Raw genomic sequence first — 17,289 nt, 5'->3', positions numbered from 1 at the left:
TGCATGGGGTGGCTCCATTCGTTTGCTGTCCATGACAACTGCAGTATGACGCATTACGGCGTTGGTGGGAGCAGGAGCCATCCACCCCATCAGCCATAACAGTTGTTGCAAGCTCTGGCAGTGATGTGCCAAGTGCAACGACAGTCAGGCCGATGACGGCATCGGACACGCCCCACGATGATGCTACATCAGTTGCGCCAGAGATGGTCAATTGTGCCCCAAGTGGCAGGCCGATCAGGCCGAGAACGAGGAAGAGTGCAGCAATTGCTTTGTTCTCTGGAACGGAATCGACGTCAAGATCGTCTTCTTCGTCTCCTTCAGAAGCTGCTACACAGCAGGAGCCGTTCTCTTTCTTATGCTTCTTGGTTGCGCGTACTGAATCTCCCAGAAAGATTGCGAGCAAAACAAGAAGGCCGATACCTGCATAGTGGGTGAGCGTGCCCATGAAGCAGAGTGCTGCGAAGATGACGGAGACCACCAGCATGAACAGAGCGTTTCTGTGAGCTCCATTCTCATCGCATGGTGTTGTTGCGATCAGGGCAGGTACGCCAAGAAACAGCAGCACGTTTGCGATGTTGGAGCCGACAACGTTACCAATTGCAACACCGCTGACACCGTCGAGAGCAGCTTTCAGAGAGATGAAGAGTTCTGGTGCTGAGGTACCAAAGGCGACGATGGTCAAACCGATGATGAGAGTTGGAATTCCCAGAGCCTGAGCAATTGACACCGCGCCGCGTACAAGCAGGTCACCGGCAAAAATTAATAGTGCGAGACCTCCGAGGAGGGCAGCATATGAGAAAAGCATAGGCTGAAATTCCAATTATGTAAGGTTATTTGCTACACCAAAGGGGGCATACAGGAGTCTGACCGGGTATATAGACAGGTTTGGCGCGTTCTTGAAGTGTCTCAGATCACTTTTGACACCAGATCTCTGCAAAAATTTCAGTCGGTAGAATTGATCACAGCTTGTGTATAGTAAAAAGGCCACTCAAATAGTATGCATTACCTAGCGTAAACAATAGGTTGTCAAAGGTGCCATATTCTTTCTGTAGTTTGCCTTGAATTAACCAGAATTCGTGTCAGATCCAGCCACAAAGTCAAATCATACCTTTCTCCATCCCGGGGCGGTCTCATTTGATCGCCTTCCCCCAGCGGATGCGTTTCATGCGCTCCGTTTATAATTTGTTGGAGAATGATACATGCTGCGTATTGCGTCTTGTACCGCTATTGCTTTCGGTCTGATGGCCGGCACTTCCCTTGCTGCTGACCTCCCTCAGCCAGTACAGCCAAGTCAGCCAGAAATTTCTTATGAAACACCAGCGACCTTTTCTGCGTATGACTGGTCCGGTGCTTACATTGGTGCCAACGCTGGTTGGGGATTCCTCGGCGCTGATGGCAAAAGCGGTGCATCCGGTGCATTGGATGACGACCAGAATGGTGTAACTGCGGGCGTTCATGCCGGTTACAACTTCATGGTTGCTCCAAGTGTTGTCCTGGGTGCTGAAGCTGACATTCAGTACAACGACCTTGAAGAGAAAAGCGCTGGCGTAGAGCTGCAGTCCGACTGGAATGCAACCGTTCGTGCACGTGCCGGTTACGCTCTCGACCGTACGCTTGTATACGGTACAGGTGGTGCTGCATTCAAAGACCTGACTGCAAAATCCGCTTCTGGCAAAGATGAGAAAACCGCTATTGGTTACGTTGTAGGTGCTGGTGTTGAACACGCAGTAACCGACACTCTGACTGCTCGCCTTGAATACCTGTATCAGGATTTCGGCGATCAGAAGTTTGACTTCGGTGGCAACACTGAGAAAACTAAGATTGATGAAAACCTGGTACGCGCAGGCGTTTCCATGAAGTTCTAATTGAACTGATTTTCTGCTTTAAAGGCGCATGCTTCCGGCATGCGCCTTTTTCGTTTTTAGCTTCTCTCAAGCATTTCTGGTGCCTGCGTTTCGTTGTAGGCGGAAACTTGCGCAACAAAAGCATCATGCCAGTGAACTAGTTTCGGGTTGTTCTGCCGCCAATCCCCATTTGCGCGTAAGTCGAGATAACCTAATGAGCAAGCAAGTGCGATCTGGGCGCAGTCCGGAATGCCGTTGGTTTCCGTTGGAGTTGGCAAAGGATGGTCATTGAAGGCTGTCAATGTGCGATCAACTTTTCCTTGCTGACGGTCGATCCAGGTCCGGTTCCAGTGCTCTTCCGGGTGGTTCCTTGTTTCAATCTGAGCTTGAATGGCGGCATCAGTGATGCCATCTGCCATTGCTTGTTTTGTCAGGACTGAGATGCGGGTGTCGTCTGCCGGGATGATTTTACCCCCGCCAGCCAGAGTGTCGAGCAGCTCCAATGCGACGCGGCTGTCGTAGACGATATCGCCGTTTTCCAGCAGAAGTGTTGGGACTTTTGCAAGCGGGTTTTGCTCGTACAAAGAGCCTTCGGATGCTCTTGTGTCAGCCCAATCGACTTTCACCTGTTCCTGAAGTCCCAGAACGGCAGCAGCGATACGGGCTTTGCGTCCATAAGGGGAGGTTGGTGACGTGCGGAGTATGACCATTCTGCCTAAGCTCCCGGCTCAGCTTTGGTTTTGTCGAATGAAGGGACGCTAGAAGCGAAGTCATCCAGCCATGCAACGAGTGTTGGATAGGATTTACGCCATTCACCTGCGAAACGGAGATCAAGATATCCAAGAGCACAGGCCAGGGCTATCTGAGCTGCATCCGGAGAATTATGCTGGACCTTTGGCAGAGGGTTGTTTTCGAAGGTTGTCAGTGCGCGATCAACCTTGGCCTGCTGGTAGTCCACCCAGTCCTGATGTTTCTTTTCTTCCGGGCGCATACGGCTTTCATAAACGATCTGGATTGCCGCATCGCAGATACCATCTGCAAGAGCTTGTTTGGTCAGAATTTCAAATCGTTCAGCACCTGCTGGAAACAGCTTCTCGCCACCAGCCGTATAGTCCAGATATTCAGTGATGACGCGGCTGTCGTAGAGTACGTTGCCGTCTTCAAGGACAAGACACGGGATTTTGCCGAGTGGGTTTTGCTGGCGGAGCGTGTCATTGGGATCGAGTGTCTGTGCGATTTCAACATTTACTTTGTCTGCGAAGCCTAGCACGTACAGTGCGAGCTTGATTTTACGACCAAATGGAGAAGCGCTGGAGGAACGGAGAGTTTGCATGGCAGCCACCTATAAAACACTAGATCTTGTTGCAACGCGCATCTTTATCCGAAACCCGGAGGTGCATTCGGTGATACGCTCTAGGAGAATTGAGTGGTCTGCACGATATCCGTGTTTCTTCCAATAATGCAAGGGACTTCGATTTGATTGTGTCAGAGCTTGCAGCTACTGGGTGAGTTCCTTCGCAAAATGCTCGACAGCGTTCCAATCGGTAAATTCGACAGTGAGTTTGGGGTCTGTCGGGCCGTCGGTCATCTTCATGATGAGTTGGATCATCGCTCGATCCCACGGCTTGTAGTCAGGGTAGTTGAGAGCACCTGCGAAGACGGCGACCTTCTTTGGCTCAAACTTCGATTTCTCTAAGTATTTCCTGAGGTATGCGTTGGTTTGAGGGGTGCTCTTCTCCGGCTTTCTGGCCGTAAGATTGACTGAAAAGAAAGCTGCATGTGCCTGATTTAACTCTGCCAAATTGCGGCTGATAAACTGGCGAACCGGGCGTAAGTGGAAGCCATAGCGGATAGGGGCTCCAATGAGAATTCGATTGTTCTTCAGATCAGGTGGGAGCTGTTCCATCCCTGTTACAAGAGGGAGGAAGACGATGTTTTCTCCATTCTTTTCAAGAAACTCTGAGATCTTGCCAATTATCTTTTTGGTCTGGCCATCATGACTGGCGTAGGCGAGATAGTATTTCATCAGTTGTGAACCCGTAGGACTGTGCTGAGATCTAATATAAGTCTCAAGCGCTATCAGTCCTACGAGGCATGATGTAGCAAGGTGCTGCGTTAGCGAGGGATGATTTCCTGCTCTGGTCGAACCGTCCGGCATTCACCGTCATAGACCCTGAATTTGTCGAGACCATCAAGGCAAGCTCTGACACCCCATGAAAGGCCGAGGAAGCCATCATACTGCACCAGTGCGTAATAGATGCGGTGGCGGGTGTCGTCGGTCAGCGTTGCGACGCCATTACAATAGCGGCGACCCACTGGACTTGGGCGCCTGATTGTGAAATCTGACTCGTGAATTTCTTCGATCAGCTTGATCTCTAGTCCGTCATAATAACTTGGAACAGCACGTGCGATTTGCCGTGCGACGGCTCTTTGCGCCTTGCCTGAGCCACAGGCTGGCAGATAGTCGCCGGACCAACCGAAATAGACTTTCTCATTTGGATCGATGAAATCCTCTTCGTCTATCTGGGGGATGGTTGTGTCATAGCTCCCCGGAGGAACCAGATCAGCAGCAAATGTCGTTCCAGTGGCAACACTCAGTACAGTTGCAGTCAATAGGGTTAGGATTGATCTCGCGCGCATTAACACTCTCCACGGAAAGGCTGGCTGGTCTGAAACAGCGGACAGCTGCTTGCAGGAAGCGTTTATGCACCAGCCTCTTTGTGAGGCGCGACGAGATACTAAAAGCGCATGAGCTTTGGCCCTGCGCTTCTAGCAATCAGTGATTTGCTGTTTTGGGTCAATCAAAGGTTCTGAGGGGTTACTCAGGAATAACCTGCTCTACGTTCCATGACGGGTTGATGCCTTGCGTCAGCGTTTTGCAGAGCCATGGCAGAGCGGTGTTCATGTCTTTTGTGAGTGTCCAAGGAGGATTGATGACCATCATCCCGCTGGCCTTCATTGGTGCGTCCTTGCTGACTTTACCTGCCGACAATTCGATCTTCACAGTGTTGCGGACGCCAGCTTCGTCAAGCGTAGCAATGAGTTGTCGAACTGCACTGAAGTTTTTGACCGGATACCAAATGGCAAATGTTCCGGTTGGCCATCTCTTCCAACCGCGGATAACACCATCTGCAACGCGTGCGAATTCATCTTCCACTTCGAAGGCCGGATCGATCAGGACGACACCGCGTCTTTCTTTTGGGGGGAGGAAGCTACCCAATGCGAGCCAGGCATCCAGTGCAATCACCTTGACCTTTTTGTCCCCGCCGTAATTGTTCTTCAACTCTTCAAAATCTTCTGGATGAAGTTCTGTGAGTGTTAGACGGTCCTGTTTTCTGGCGAGCATACAGGCAATTTCAGGGGAGCCGGGGTAAAATTTTACGCCACCACCCGGGTTGAGAGTCTCGACGGTCTCCAGCCAGGGAGCGAGAACTTCTTTCACAGGACCTGGCGCTTCGCCAAGATTTTCCAGCACTTTGCCGATGCCTTGCTGCCACTCTCCGGTTTTCTGGGCCTCTTCAGAGGTCAGATCATACAGGCCAACTCCGGCATGCGTGTCCAGTACTCTGTAGGCTCCATCTTTTTTCTGGAGGTACTTCAAGATGTTGGCGAGGACGATATGTTTGAGTACATCGCCAATGTTGCCTGCGTGGTAAATGTGCCGATAGTTCATGGTGGGCGCCTGTTGGCCTTTATCGCGCGCTGCTGCCAGGGTGGAGTTCTCTAGAGGCGCTCTTGTTAATAGGTTTGTTGTCGGCCTTATAGTCTGATGGTGGGCAGGGACACAAGGCGCAAAGCATTCTCGTGAGCGCAAAACTAAAGGCAGCAAAGTGCTGCCTTTAGTAAATCAACAGTGCAAGTCCAGAATGGTTAGTCCTGGCCCATGCTGTCAAAGTCGTCGCGCATCTCTGGCTGAGCTTCAGCTGGTTCAGATGAAGCTGCAGTCCCGTCTTCCAGTCGCAGTTCAACTGCCTTTGGACCTTTGCCCCGGCGATCAGGTTCAGTCTCAAAGGAAATCCGCTGCCCGCTATCAAGCGTCGTCAGACCGGAGCGCTCAACAGCTGAGATATGGACGAATACATCGCTTTCGCCATCATCTGGTGTGATGAAGCCGAAGCCCTTATCCAGCTTGAAGAACTTGACAGTGCCAGACTGGCGAGGTCCCCGTTCAACTGGTGGGTAGCTGCGTCTTCCGCCTCCACCACCGTTTGGTCCGTCCCGGAAGCCACCGCCTCCGGCGCCTCCACCACGGTTGCCGTACCCGCCGCCACGGTCATTGTCGCCATGCCCGCTCGCGCGATAGTCGTTGTTCCGGTCTCCGCCGTATCCTCCCGGACTGCGGTTACCGTAGGGACCTCTGCGTTCATTTTCCACCACAGGAGGCGCGTAGGCGCCGCGCTCGGAATCTCCTGGAAAATATGCTGGTGCCCCAAACTCCGGGCCGAAATTCTGCGAATCCCCAAATTCGCGCTTGCCGCCTCGCTTGCTGCGTGGACGACGACCCGAATTCCCATTATGCATTACAATATCGCCTTTCCTGCGGATTTAAACCTGCCAGTATCCGCATGTACTCGCTTTCTCAAAGCCAATTGCCCGTCCGAAAACACACAAAGTAATAATCAAATGTCTTAGTGGGGCTTTGGTTAAGAGCTCCTACCTGCCTTGCATCGCAAACACTTCCTAATTGCTTGGCCGGGTAATAATAGTGGCCAGTTCAACATAGGCAGTCTTTACGTATGCGCGGCATATAATAGGGTTCAGTTTGGTAATAGGGCAAGCTTTTCCTAGGGAAGGCGGAGGTAAAACCCTATGAAATTGGGGGTGTATCCAGAAATGGGAGGATAAAACCCTATTGTTTACATCTAAAAGATCGAATATTTTTGCGAAGACAAATGATATTTGCATGTTTGACTGTGACTGCAATTTTAAATGGTATTCGTTTGGACTTGGTTTTGAGGTTGTATTTGAAAGCCGTAATATTAGCTGGTTTCAAAAGAGGCTGAGAGTAGCCCGGCATATCTGATTACTGTATGGTGCGAAGAATTCGGATTTTGGAGATGAAGCACTTATGAGTGATGCCAGCAATAAAGCAGATCTGACGGGAATTCAGATAACTGTTGTTCCGGTCACTGCCTTCCAGCAGAACTGTAGCATCGTGTGGAACAAGAATACGCGCAAAGCTGTTGTTGTTGATCCGGGCGGGGATGTGGATCACATTCTTGCTGCGCTTAAAGAGCTGGATGTGACTGTAGAGCATATCCTCATCACTCATGGGCATATCGACCATATCGGCGGTGCTGCTGAACTGGCAGAGACGCTGGATGTTAAAGTGATTGGCCCTCATGAAGATGATCGTCCACTGATTGATCGTGTTGAAGATCAGGCCAAGCAATTTGGTTTGGACACGGTCAGAAAAGTAGAACCAGATCAATGGCTTGTTGAAGGTGATGTGGTCACGGCTGCGGGTGCTGAATTTCAGGTTCTACACTGTCCAGGCCATGCGCCGGGGCATGTTGTGTTTTACAACAAGGATCTGAAACTGGCGATTTCGGGTGATGTGTTGTTTGCAGGGTCGATTGGGCGAACTGATCTTCCGGGTGGTGATCATGATACGCTTATCGCCTCAATCAAGGAAAAGCTTTTGCCGCTTGGTGATGATATTACGTTCCTGCCGGGGCATGGGCCAGCTTCTTCGCTTGGTCATGAAAGGCTGAACAACCCATATCTGAAATAGCCGATGGCTATCTGAGAGCGTGAAGGGGGAGTTTGAGCTCCCCTTTTTTATTGAAGGATTGCCTGGAGTTCGTCGATGCGCTCGTTGATGAGCCAGCCGTAGTAATTTTCTCGCGGTAAATGCGCTGGTGTTATTCTACGCTTATTCCGATAGGAAATGGCGCGCTCCCAAGGGTTTCCGAGATTATACAGGGTCGACGTGATGCCTGGATTTTCAGAAATATCGACGTTAGCGACCTTCTTGTAGGCGTTGATGGCGTCTCTAAGCACTGCTGCGGTATAGTGAATTGATTTGTTTGGGTCCATCACCGTTTTGTAAAGGCCAGAGGCATCTTTTGAGCTGAGTTTTGGTAGGCCGCTGATGCTGCTGACCATGTCATTCATCTTTAGGGCTGTGAGCGGCGTTATCTGGCCTAAACCGAAGCTTTGGCCTGCGAACATTGGTCTGAAAAAGGCCCTGTGAAAGGGCTCTCGCGGGTAGCGAACCGAGCCGATTGTTTTGCCCATGAACCTTGTGTTCCAAATGAGTTCGTAGCATCTCCACCGGCTGTTGCTGGTTTCCTGACGGCGGCATGTGTTGAATTGCGGACGCTTTACAAAACTCCAGACTTTCTCGCCATCATGTTGGAAAGAAATGGGAATTCGCGCGTATTGCAGAGCCTTCATGTAATAACCCTGAGCGCTGTCGAGGCTATCATAATTGTAAGTATGCTCTCCGACGATCGCTCCCAGAATGTGGACCGGGTCTATGTTGTACAGACTGGCGACCTTCTTGATGTTCTTGATCAGGCGACCTTCTCGTTTAAGCACTTTGAGAATGCGCTGGAACTTTATTTCATAGGTTCGATTAAAGGCTTTGGTGCGTGTTGCGGATGCGCTGGGGATGGTTGGCTGGCTTTGAAGACGATTGCCAGCGGGAACCTTAAGCGGAACATTCGCCTGTGCTGAACTTAGCAATAAGTCAGGTGAAGATAATATTAGGGCTGTTGCTAGAATAAATGCACTTGCTTTTCGGTGTAATGTCATAGCAATCGAACTCTGCACTATTAATTGCTGTTGGTTTTGATTGCTTTATGTCTAGATGAATTATCCTAAAAATCTATTCAGATATGGATTTTTGCTTTCTGCAATAAGTATGGTGCTATTTTTTACAATTATGCCCATTCAGATATTTCTTAAATTCATTGGCAACTGAAATGCGCACGTGTGTTACGCCGCTTTGAATAAAGCCCAGTTCCGAGGCTGCTGCTTTGGAAAGATCAATCAAGCGGTTTTGAGCATATGGGCCGCGATCATTTATCCGTACTGTCAGAGATTTTCCGTTTGACAAGTTGGTTACAAGAACTCTTGTGCCCATTGGCAGTGTTAGGTGAGCTGCTGTGAGCTTGGCCGGATCCATCATTTCCCCGCTCGCCGTTTGAGACGTGAGGGCATACCAGGAGGCTTCTCCGCATTGAGATGTTCTTTTAATTTCCACCTGATGAGGGCGCAGGATGAAGGCGACAGACACAATCAAAATGGCGATGATGAACAGGAGGAGATCGTAAATGCGACCATTGCGATGAGCCAAGCTTTTGTTGTTACAAGACATTCTGGAGCCTATTGGCTATTTTACTCCGCTAATTATACAGGGTTTCCCTCGTTTTAGGGACCAGAGAGATTTTCTGTGTTGGTGAGTTGGTTTATGTAGATTGAAAAAATTGATCGCGTTTGTAGCGGTGTGAACCGTGCAAACATGTTCCGGATAGGGGAATAAAGTGCAGCAAAACCCATTGACTGGAAGACTTATCCTCGCGGATGTCGCCCGCGGCCTCGCACTCCTGACAATGGCAATCTATCACTTCTCCTGGGATCTTTCATGGTTTGGAGTTGTTGACTGGGATGTGTCCGGCTCTGCGGGATGGCGGTTGTTTGCGCAATTGATTGCGGGCAGTTTTCTGTTTCTGGTTGGGTTCAGTCTGGTGCTGACGCATAAAAACGGTATCCGCTGGGAGAGTTTCTGGCGCCGGGAGGTCAAGGTCGCTATTGCTGCAATTGCGGTTTCTGTTGCGACTTATTTTATCTTTCAGGATCAATGGGTTCGGTTTGGAATTTTACATTCCATCGTGGTGTCGAGCCTTCTTGCCCTGCCGTTTTTGCGTGTTCATTACGTGTTTGCGTTGCTATGTGGGGCAGGGGTGATCCTTCTCTACCATTGGCTCGGGGATTATGTGCTGCCATACCGGCAGTTTTTCTGGCTTGGGCTCAACTCCTTGCCTGAAGTTTCCGTTGATTATGTGCCACTTATTCCATGGTTTGGGCCGGTGCTTTTGGGTGTCGGGTGCGGGGATATCCTGCATCGCTATAATCTTTTGCGGTTTTTGCGCGGTTCTGCGTTTCCGAGCGTTGTTTCGCGTTGTTTTGCGTGGTTCGGTCGACATTCCCTTGCGACCTACCTTCTGCACCAGCCAGTCCTGTTTGGGATCGTTTGGGCTGGCGTGACTGCTGGAGTGATTGGTACCAGTGGCGATGTTCAGGTTAGAAGCTTTCAGCAATCTTGCGTGATGGCGTGCAGTCAGACCGTGGATGCCAGGCAGTGTGAGCAGGCGTGTCGGTGTACCTCCTCTGAAATAAAAGAGCGAGGCATGTGGGAGGACTTGCTGACAAGACCGAATGATGCGGATGTGCGTGAAATCGCGCAGCAGGTCTTTCAGGTGTGTCTGCGCCGGTAAGTTCGGCATCCCTTTGCGATATGATTTTATCCCCCTGCTTCAAGGAAGATATGCCCGCGTTAAGCTGATTTAGCCGATCTGTTTGTGAATCAGTCAGGCAGAGCTCTCTGAAATTTCGGAGAGTTGGGCATCAACTATTCTGGTGCGCGGCTATTCCTCTGAAAAAATATACATTTTCTGGTCGCTGAAATCTCAAGGGGGCATTCATGAGCTCTTCCTTTCCTAAAAGGTCGCGCTTTTGTGCTGTTACCTATACGTAAGCTTTGGAATTGAATGAGATTTTTACAATCTGACCCGAGATGTCGTTTCCATGAGTAAGTCATAGTTTGCTCAATTATGCAGCTGACATAAAGTTATCTTCAGAAGAAAAATACTCAAAACTACAGATAGATGGTATTGACCACGCTAAATGTACGGATAATATATCACTTGGTAAATATACGCAGTTATTATGAAGTGATGTTGGGATTTTCGTGCTTGTGGGGGAAGTATAGTCGTAATCTATGCTCAAATAATGTTTTAAACATAGCGTCACCTCCATGAGGTGAGCTCTTCTTTCACGACATATCTTCGCATCCCTTCAGGAGTGAGTCCGGTTTTGGGGAATTACCGGAAGCTCACGAGTATGGGGGAAGAGAATGCGGGTTTTGAAGAATGCAGGCCGAGGCCTTGCAGCAGGCTGCTTTGTGCTGGCCGGATCAAGTGCCGCCTTTGCAGGTGCGTGGGATACGCTTGGCATAGGCTCATCAGAGTTGCTTTTTGCTCCAGAGGACTTCGTGGTTGAAGGTTCTGTGACCTATGTTGACCGTAATGTTGATTATGACATCACTGCAGCCGCTGTTGCTGGTCTTGGGCCAGTTACTACTGGTCCTGTTTCATCCCGGGCAACGCCTAACATTTGGAATTATCAAGGTGCACTGAAGTTCGGTATTACAGACAATGCTGACTGTCTGGCGCGCATAAATAATCCTTTATCGATTGAAGAGGAAATGGATCCTGATTGGCGTGGTCGATTTTCTGGTTATGAGACACAAGCGCGGACACTCGCATTTGACGCAACCTGCGCTTACAGGTTTCAGGTCGGGGAGGGGCGTTACATTCGTGCAATTGCAGGTGTGAAGGCGCAGGATCTAAGCTATTACTCGAAGGGGGCTCACCCTTTAGCTGGAACAGCAGAAGTTGATTTGAAGGTAGATGGGCTGGACTATGGTTGGCGTGTTGGTGTGGCTTACGAGGTGCCTGCTTATGCTATGCGTGCGAGTTTAATCTATGATTCTCAGATTAAATCCGACCTGAGTGGAGATACCATTGTAGGTGGTAACAAGGTCTATGATAGCACCGCATCTTTGACATTGCCCCAATCTGTTGAACTCAATGTACAATCCGGTATTGCTCCAGGTTGGTTGGTTAGCGCCGGAGTTAAGTGGGTGGATTGGTCTGTGATTGATGTGCTGTCAGTCGATAGTGAAGTCGCTGGAGTTGGTACGCCGGTTGGGGAAACTGTTCATAGAAACCTGAATTTTAAGGATGGCTGGACAATTAAGGCTGGTATTGGTCACGCACTAACTGAACAAGTGAGCCTTGGTAGCTCTTTGCAGTGGGACCGTGGTGTTGGGGGCAGTTATTCCGATACCTATACCTTCGGTTTTGGTGGCTCCTATGCTGCCAGTAAGAATGTGAAATTCACATTAGGTACAGCTGCAATTTACAAGACAGCTGGCTCAGGAGATGCGACTAATACTGCCTCAGGTACAGTCAATGAGTATGACTATGACGCATCATGGGCTTATGCGGTGAATACTAAGGTACGTTTGTCGTTCTGACGTACTTGCGAAGAACACAAATACGAAGCCGGGGGCATTGTCTCCGGCTTTCTTTGTTTTGGGTGCTCGTACCACGATTTGAGGGGAATCCCTCATTGTGCGTGATTTGTGCAAGATGCAGCTCAATTTGTGCTGTTTGTGCAACAGTTTTGTGGAGAAATGAGCATGTTGGATTGTTGGAAAACCTATCCCAAAACTCTTAAGTAATTTACGTATAGGTAAGTTTGACTATCGTCTAATGCTTGGTCTCTCTTTACGATTAACTGGCCTGTGTTTGAGACTAGTAAATATAACATCCTAATTTACCTTAGGTTATATTAAAGTCTAGAAAAGCTTACCCAAGCGAAATGGCGTAGTATTTATACTATGGGAGGGGTGATTATTTCTCCCGATGCGTTATGCATGCAGTCAGAACTATATCAGTTTGCTCTGCAAATTGGTGGGATTGCACTGGCGCGAGGCACGTTGATGCTCGTTAAGTGCGGATAGCATGTGTGTCGCATTGGGGTGAAACGCGTTGCAATTTCCGTACCTTAAGCAAGTGCTCCTAACTGAATGAACCTAAAATCAGTGTTTTAAACACTGTGTACGGGGAAACATAAGGGGGAGAGGGCATGCGTGTTCTCAAGACATTGGCTCAGACAACCGTTCTGGGTTGCGCGGTATCCATGATTCCGGCTGCTGCATTTGCGGGCGGCTGGTCCACTGAAGGTATTGCAGACTACGATTTGCTGTTTGCTGACGGGAAGTTTGTGGTTGAAACTCAGGCGACTTACGCAGACCGTAATGTTGATTTCAAGAATGCGAAGACCTCGCAAAACGGTGGGACAGCAGTAACCACAGATTCTGATGCAAGTGATATCGCTCCAAACATTGCAGTGTTTTCTGGTGCTGTAAAAGTAGAGCTGCTGGAAAATCTGGACTTATACGCACGTCTCAACCAGTCTTACTTGATCCGCGAACAACCTGGTTTTGACTGGAATGGTCGTTATGCAATTGGCGAAACCAATGCAGATGCCTTGGGCTTCGATGCAATGCTGAGCTACAAGCACGAAGTGAGCAAAGGTAACTTTGTTCGTGTGTTTGGTGGTCTGCGTTCTGTTACGGTTGATTATGAGCAGCTGTCCAAGACAGATGGAAGTCGACTCGGCTTTGGAGATCTAGATACAGATATTAATGTGGATTCAGAGCGCCAGTATGGCTACCGCATTGGTGCTGCATTTGAGAGACCTGAAATTGCTTTGCGGGCAATGATTGCGTACGAGTCTGCAATTGATCTGAAGCTTGATGGTGCTTTGAACATTCAGAATCTGGGAAGCTACGATTCAGTTGCAAAGGCAACCCTACCGCAGTCTATTGAAGCTAAAATCCAAACCGGTATTGCTCCAAAATGGCTGGCTACTTTAGGTGTGAAGTGGACAGACTGGAGTGTTTTAGACGAACTCGCTGTTGATGTTGCTGCTCCTGGTCTTGCGGCCGTTGGTGTTGACCCTAGACTTGGGGCAATTCCGGGCAGCGTTGTTAGGGGGCTGGGTTACTCTGATGGTTGGATTGTCGAAGCAGGTGTTGGTCACCAGCTCACTGAAAAGTTGAGCGTTGGTAGTAGCGTGACTTGGGATAAAGGCATTGGCGGTCCTTATTCCGATACCTATTCCCTTAGCCTCGGGGGCAGTTACGACTTCGCAAAGAACGTGAAATTTACGCTTGGCGGTCGCGCAATTTACAAGACTTCCGGTGAAGGCGTTTATGAGATCGATAAGAGTGCTCTGGCTGGCGATTCTTCCGTCCGGACAGACTACGAGTACGACTCCTCTTGGAACTTTGCGGTTTCTTCTAAACTCCGCGTTGCGTTCTAAGCTTTTATGTCTTTGAGAATTATGGGGCCGGGGATGGTGATCTCTGGCCCTTTTTTATTTTGGGGCTGAGGCGATGAGGTGGCATTCGTAGCGGTTGTTGTTGCTGAAGCGGATTTCGACGGATGGCTGTTTGAACTTGTTGTTGATCCGAAAGATCACGGCTTGAGCGCCGAGGCTTGAGAGATGGTCGGGTAGTTTGTTGCTGAAGAATTTGTAGTGCGCTTTGATCGGGTGGGCTGTCATTTTGATGACTTCCCCTGCCACTGCTATTTCAGCAAAGGCGTAGGTTGAGCTGGTGTCGATTTCATAATCTACGAACACTGCCGTTCCACGAAACTCATCATAGATTTCCTGACAATGGTCGGTCATGTCTGAGGAAGCCGAACCGGCACTCACTGCTGTTCCAAAGTGGGCGATGGGCAGCATGAGTTCTTCTGTGACCAGTCGTGCATTTGCCATGCCAGCTGAGCCCAAATGGACTGCAGCAGCAATGCACAGCACTGCCGCTTTCTCGCGAAATGGTCTGTTCTGAAGGACGATTGCTGGGAAAGGCATTTGCCTTACTGTCTCAGCTTAAAGGCTTCAGTGCTCAAAAAGCATTTGTCTGTTGGTTGGTCTCCTGCCGCGATGATGTGCACCACTTCATCGTCGAAGTCGTCTTCCATCGTATAGATGACCCTCAGAAAGCCTTTGCTTTTAAGTACATCAGGCATCTTGTCTGAAGTGAAAGAGTAAGTCTCCGGTATACCCAGAGGAGTGAGGCGGACTTCGGTGTCTTCCACCAGAGCGATTGCGCGGTTTTGGGTTGGGCTGATCTGGTATTCGACGAAGATCTCCTTGCCCATGCCGAATTCGTACTTTTTCTCGCAGGCCTCTGTCACAGCCGGGTCTGATGAACCGTCTTCCTTTAAGCCAATGATGTAGTTGAGCGGAACGAGCACTTCGCCCTTTACGTTTTTTGGGGGTGCGGCCTGGGAAGCTGTGGTCAGGAAAAGAGCTGTGGCAATGAAGGTGACTGTACCAAGTCCGAAATGTACGTTTTTCATTCTTGTTATTCCTGCTTGGTATGAGAGATGAGCGTCAAGCTGATGTCAGAGTGATTTCCTCACTAGTTTTATTGAGTGGAACACGCTCTGGCTGTTATGGCGCAGTCTGCGGCAACCTCAGGCATCACTCAATTCAATGCGGTCAGTCTGGTTAAGAGAAGGCAACGGGTTCTTTTAAAACTAAAGCTGTTTGCTTATCGCGTGTCGTAGGGAGCGGCTTCCCACTTTTCGATGAAACGCTTTGCTGAGAAATTAAGAGGATGAATAGGCGAGAGTGATGGAACGAACTAAGAACATACTTTCTTTTCCAAATGACTCACGGCATAGTGCACCCATGACTAAGCGCCCTACAAAATCTTCCAGTTCTTCTTTATTGCCTGAAGCTGAGGGGTCCTCCTCTGGCTTTGGGGAAGCTCCGCAGCCTGCACTTTCCGGCAGTCCGTTGTCAGGTTCCGTTTCTGACTGGGCGGACCAGATTGCTGATGAAGATCTTTCCGGTCTGAAGGCTCGTAAGGAAGCAGAGCAGCCGAGTGAAGAAAAGGTTGCCCCGAAGAAGAAAGCTGCAGCGAAGCCAGCTGCGAAAAAGCCTGCTGCCATGGCGAAGAAGGCACCTGCCAAGTCTGCGCGGGGCACGTCCATGGGGGCCACGAGTGATCCGCGTGAGCGGGCCAAGGGTGGTTTGAACCCGGTCGCGGGGTTAGATATTTCGCTGGAAGATGCTGAGAAGCTTCTTGATAGTCATGTCAAAGAGACGAAGAAAAAGAAGAAGAAGGCCAAGGAAGACACGATTACCGGAGCGACAGCGACTGTTCAGGCGCTGGCACGGCTGATTGAGCAGGGGCGTTCTGATGAGTCTGGAGAGGATGCCTGGGTTCCGCACCGACCGGAGCGTCCGTCAAAGTCCGAGGGTGGGGTTCCGATTGTTCTGGAATCCGAATTTGAGCCCAAAGGGGACCAACCGACAGCGATTGCGGATTTGAAAGCCGGTCTTGAGGATGGCGATAATACGCAGGTTCTGCTGGGTGTTACGGGTTCTGGTAAGACCTTCACCATGGCGCAGCTGATTGCGCAGACACAGCGTCCGGCATTGATCCTTGCGCCCAACAAGACGCTGGCGGCGCAGCTCTATGGGGAGTTCAAAAGCTTCTTCCCGAACAATGCGGTCGAGTATTTCGTCTCTTACTATGACTACTATCAGCCCGAAGCCTATGTGGCACGGACGGATACGTTTATTGAGAAAGAAAGCTCGATCAACGAGCAGATTGACCGGATGCGCCACTCTGCAACCCGCTCGCTGCTGGAACGTGATGATGTGATCATCGTGGCGTCGGTCTCCTGTATCTACGGTATTGGATCGGTTGAGACCTATACGGCCATGACCTTCCAGCTGGAGGTTGGTGAGAAGATTGAGCAACGCCAGCTGCTCGCCGATCTGGTTGCGCTGCAATATAAGCGCAATGATGCAGCTTTCCAGCGTGGGACGTTCCGCGTGCGGGGTGATACGATTGAAGTGTTCCCGGCGCACTATGAGGACCGGGCGTGGCGTATTTCCCTTTGGGGCGATGAGATTGAAAGCATCACCGAGTTTGATCCGCTGACAGGTAAGAAGTCCGGTGAGCTTCAGCTGGTGAAGATCTACGCGAACTCGCACTATGTGACGCCAAAGCCGACGCTGAACCAGGCCACCAAGTCTATCAAGGCAGAACTCAAGCAACGCCTTCAGGAGCTGAATGACCATGGCCGCTTGCTGGAAGCGCAGCGGCTGGATCAGCGCTGTACGTTTGATCTGGAGATGATGGAGGCGACTGGTGCCTGTGCGGGCATTGAGAACTACTCCCGATATCTGACTGGCCGTGCACCAGGTGAACCACCGCCGACGCTGTTTGAATACCTGCCTGACAATGCGCTTGTGTTTATTGATGAGAGCCATGTGACTGTGCCGCAGATTGGCGCGATGTACCGAGGTGACTTTAGGCGTAAGGCGACGCTGGCGGAGTATGGCTTCCGCTTGCCGTCCTGTATGGACAACCGGCCACTTCGGTTTGAAGAGTGGGACGCGATGCGGCCACAGACGGTTGCGGTTTCAGCCACGCCTGGCAACTGGGAGATGGATGAAAGCGGCGGTGTGTTTGCGGAGCAGGTTATCCGCCCGACTGGTCTGACTGATCCTGATATTGAAATCCGGCCTGCCAAGACGCAGGTGGATGATCTGCTGGGCGAAGTGCGCGAGAAGGCGGCCAAGGGCTTCCGTACGCTGGTGACAACGCTGACTAAGC

Annotated in this window: 17 protein-coding genes; 6 read left to right on the top strand and 11 right to left on the bottom strand. The window is 50.2% G+C overall.

Features of this window, described 5'->3' with window-relative positions; translation table 11 throughout:
* The coding region (locus PPL9_RS02455) for a calcium/sodium antiporter (protein ID WP_208989121.1) at window positions 1-805 on the bottom strand (805 nt) is incomplete at its 3' end.
* A gap of 394 nt (window positions 806-1,199) precedes the next feature.
* Between PPL9_RS02455 and PPL9_RS02450 the strand changes: the two genes are divergently transcribed.
* Entirely contained in the window at window positions 1,200-1,865 is a 666-nt protein-coding gene (locus PPL9_RS02450) for an outer membrane protein (protein WP_057461154.1), read from the top strand.
* Between the two features lie 56 nt (window positions 1,866-1,921).
* On the opposite strand, the gene PPL9_RS02445 is transcribed toward PPL9_RS02450, so the two are convergent.
* From PPL9_RS02445 to PPL9_RS34690, 6 genes are all read right to left on the bottom strand, one after another.
* On the bottom strand, window positions 1,922-2,554 hold the full coding sequence (locus tag PPL9_RS02445; protein WP_057461153.1) for a glutathione S-transferase family protein: 633 nt from the start codon (window positions 2,552-2,554) through the stop codon (window positions 1,922-1,924).
* 5 nt (window positions 2,555-2,559) lie between these two features.
* Window positions 2,560-3,177, bottom strand: a complete 618-nt coding sequence (locus PPL9_RS02440; RefSeq protein ID WP_057461152.1) for a glutathione S-transferase family protein — start codon at window positions 3,175-3,177, stop codon at window positions 2,560-2,562.
* A 165-nt stretch (window positions 3,178-3,342) separates the two neighbouring features.
* Window positions 3,343-3,870 (bottom strand): menaquinone-dependent protoporphyrinogen IX dehydrogenase, encoded by a 528-nt coding sequence (hemG, locus tag PPL9_RS02435; RefSeq protein WP_057461151.1) that lies wholly within the window; start codon window positions 3,868-3,870, stop codon window positions 3,343-3,345.
* Between the two features lie 89 nt (window positions 3,871-3,959).
* Window positions 3,960-4,484: a hypothetical protein gene (locus PPL9_RS32945; protein WP_208989120.1), complete on the bottom strand. Its 525-nt coding sequence runs from the start codon at window positions 4,482-4,484 to the stop codon at window positions 3,960-3,962.
* 178 nt (window positions 4,485-4,662) lie between these two features.
* Window positions 4,663-5,517: a 23S rRNA (adenine(2030)-N(6))-methyltransferase RlmJ gene (gene rlmJ / locus PPL9_RS02425; protein ID WP_057461150.1), complete on the bottom strand. Its 855-nt coding sequence runs from the start codon at window positions 5,515-5,517 to the stop codon at window positions 4,663-4,665.
* Between the two features lie 197 nt (window positions 5,518-5,714).
* On the bottom strand, window positions 5,715-6,365 hold the full coding sequence (locus PPL9_RS34690; protein ID WP_057461149.1) for a cold-shock protein: 651 nt from the start codon (window positions 6,363-6,365) through the stop codon (window positions 5,715-5,717).
* 547 nt (window positions 6,366-6,912) lie between these two features.
* Between PPL9_RS34690 and PPL9_RS02415 the strand changes: the two genes are divergently transcribed.
* On the top strand, window positions 6,913-7,578 hold the full coding sequence (locus tag PPL9_RS02415; protein ID WP_057461148.1) for an MBL fold metallo-hydrolase: 666 nt from the start codon (window positions 6,913-6,915) through the stop codon (window positions 7,576-7,578).
* 47 nt (window positions 7,579-7,625) lie between these two features.
* On the opposite strand, the gene PPL9_RS02410 is transcribed toward PPL9_RS02415, so the two are convergent.
* Together PPL9_RS02410 and PPL9_RS02405 are read right to left on the bottom strand one after the other, a co-directional pair.
* Window positions 7,626-8,603 (bottom strand): DUF1402 family protein, encoded by a 978-nt coding sequence (locus tag PPL9_RS02410; RefSeq protein ID WP_057461147.1) that lies wholly within the window; start codon window positions 8,601-8,603, stop codon window positions 7,626-7,628.
* Between the two features lie 115 nt (window positions 8,604-8,718).
* Entirely contained in the window at window positions 8,719-9,090 is a 372-nt protein-coding gene (locus PPL9_RS02405; protein WP_244272115.1) for a septal ring lytic transglycosylase RlpA family protein, read from the bottom strand.
* Window positions 9,091-9,349: 259 nt separating this feature from the next.
* Here PPL9_RS02405 and PPL9_RS02400 point away from each other — a divergent pair, with 259 nt between their 5' ends.
* From PPL9_RS02400 to PPL9_RS02390, 3 genes are all read left to right on the top strand, one after another.
* Window positions 9,350-10,288 (top strand): heparan-alpha-glucosaminide N-acetyltransferase, encoded by a 939-nt coding sequence (locus PPL9_RS02400; protein WP_208989119.1) that lies wholly within the window; start codon window positions 9,350-9,352, stop codon window positions 10,286-10,288.
* Window positions 10,289-10,926: 638 nt separating this feature from the next.
* Window positions 10,927-12,111 (top strand): outer membrane protein transport protein, encoded by a 1,185-nt coding sequence (locus PPL9_RS02395; protein ID WP_057461144.1) that lies wholly within the window; start codon window positions 10,927-10,929, stop codon window positions 12,109-12,111.
* 614 nt (window positions 12,112-12,725) lie between these two features.
* Complete coding sequence (locus PPL9_RS02390) at window positions 12,726-13,967, top strand: outer membrane protein transport protein (RefSeq protein ID WP_057461143.1); 1,242 nt, start codon at window positions 12,726-12,728, stop codon at window positions 13,965-13,967.
* Between the two features lie 54 nt (window positions 13,968-14,021).
* Here PPL9_RS02390 and PPL9_RS02385 read toward each other — a convergent pair whose 3' ends face one another.
* Together PPL9_RS02385 and PPL9_RS02380 are read right to left on the bottom strand one after the other, a co-directional pair.
* Window positions 14,022-14,522 (bottom strand): hypothetical protein, encoded by a 501-nt coding sequence (locus tag PPL9_RS02385; protein ID WP_057461142.1) that lies wholly within the window; start codon window positions 14,520-14,522, stop codon window positions 14,022-14,024.
* A gap of 5 nt (window positions 14,523-14,527) precedes the next feature.
* On the bottom strand, window positions 14,528-15,013 hold the full coding sequence (locus PPL9_RS02380; protein ID WP_057461141.1) for a hypothetical protein: 486 nt from the start codon (window positions 15,011-15,013) through the stop codon (window positions 14,528-14,530).
* 334 nt (window positions 15,014-15,347) lie between these two features.
* On the opposite strand from PPL9_RS02380, the gene uvrB reads away from it, so the two are divergent.
* On the top strand, window positions 15,348-17,289 hold a 1,942-nt coding region (gene uvrB, locus PPL9_RS02375; protein WP_057461140.1), incomplete at its 3' end, for an excinuclease ABC subunit UvrB.

The organism is Pseudovibrio sp. POLY-S9 (assembly GCF_001431305.1).
GTDB lineage: Bacteria > Pseudomonadota > Alphaproteobacteria > Rhizobiales > Stappiaceae > Pseudovibrio.
The sequence above is the reverse complement of the archived record's forward strand: the minus strand, read 5'-3'. Positions and strand labels throughout refer to the sequence as shown.

Coding starts and splice junctions, on each gene's coding strand:
- rlmJ (WP_057461150.1), bottom strand. CDS start 5,517: ATGAACTATCGGCACATTTACCACGCAGGCAACATTGGCGATGTACTC.
- PPL9_RS02385 (WP_057461142.1), bottom strand. CDS start 14,522: ATGCCTTTCCCAGCAATCGTCCTTCAGAACAGACCATTTCGCGAGAAA.
- PPL9_RS02440 (WP_057461152.1), bottom strand. CDS start 3,177: ATGCAAACTCTCCGTTCCTCCAGCGCTTCTCCATTTGGTCGTAAAATC.
- hemG (WP_057461151.1), bottom strand. CDS start 3,870: ATGAAATACTATCTCGCCTACGCCAGTCATGATGGCCAGACCAAAAAG.
- PPL9_RS32945 (WP_208989120.1), bottom strand. CDS start 4,484: ATGCGCGCGAGATCAATCCTAACCCTATTGACTGCAACTGTACTGAGT.
- PPL9_RS34690 (WP_057461149.1), bottom strand. CDS start 6,365: ATGCATAATGGGAATTCGGGTCGTCGTCCACGCAGCAAGCGAGGCGGC.
- PPL9_RS02445 (WP_057461153.1), bottom strand. CDS start 2,554: ATGGTCATACTCCGCACGTCACCAACCTCCCCTTATGGACGCAAAGCC.
- PPL9_RS02415 (WP_057461148.1), top strand. CDS start 6,913: ATGAGTGATGCCAGCAATAAAGCAGATCTGACGGGAATTCAGATAACT.
- PPL9_RS02380 (WP_057461141.1), bottom strand. CDS start 15,013: ATGAAAAACGTACATTTCGGACTTGGTACAGTCACCTTCATTGCCACA.
- PPL9_RS02410 (WP_057461147.1), bottom strand. CDS start 8,603: ATGACATTACACCGAAAAGCAAGTGCATTTATTCTAGCAACAGCCCTA.
- PPL9_RS02395 (WP_057461144.1), top strand. CDS start 10,927: ATGCGGGTTTTGAAGAATGCAGGCCGAGGCCTTGCAGCAGGCTGCTTT.
- PPL9_RS02450 (WP_057461154.1), top strand. CDS start 1,200: ATGCTGCGTATTGCGTCTTGTACCGCTATTGCTTTCGGTCTGATGGCC.
- PPL9_RS02390 (WP_057461143.1), top strand. CDS start 12,726: ATGCGTGTTCTCAAGACATTGGCTCAGACAACCGTTCTGGGTTGCGCG.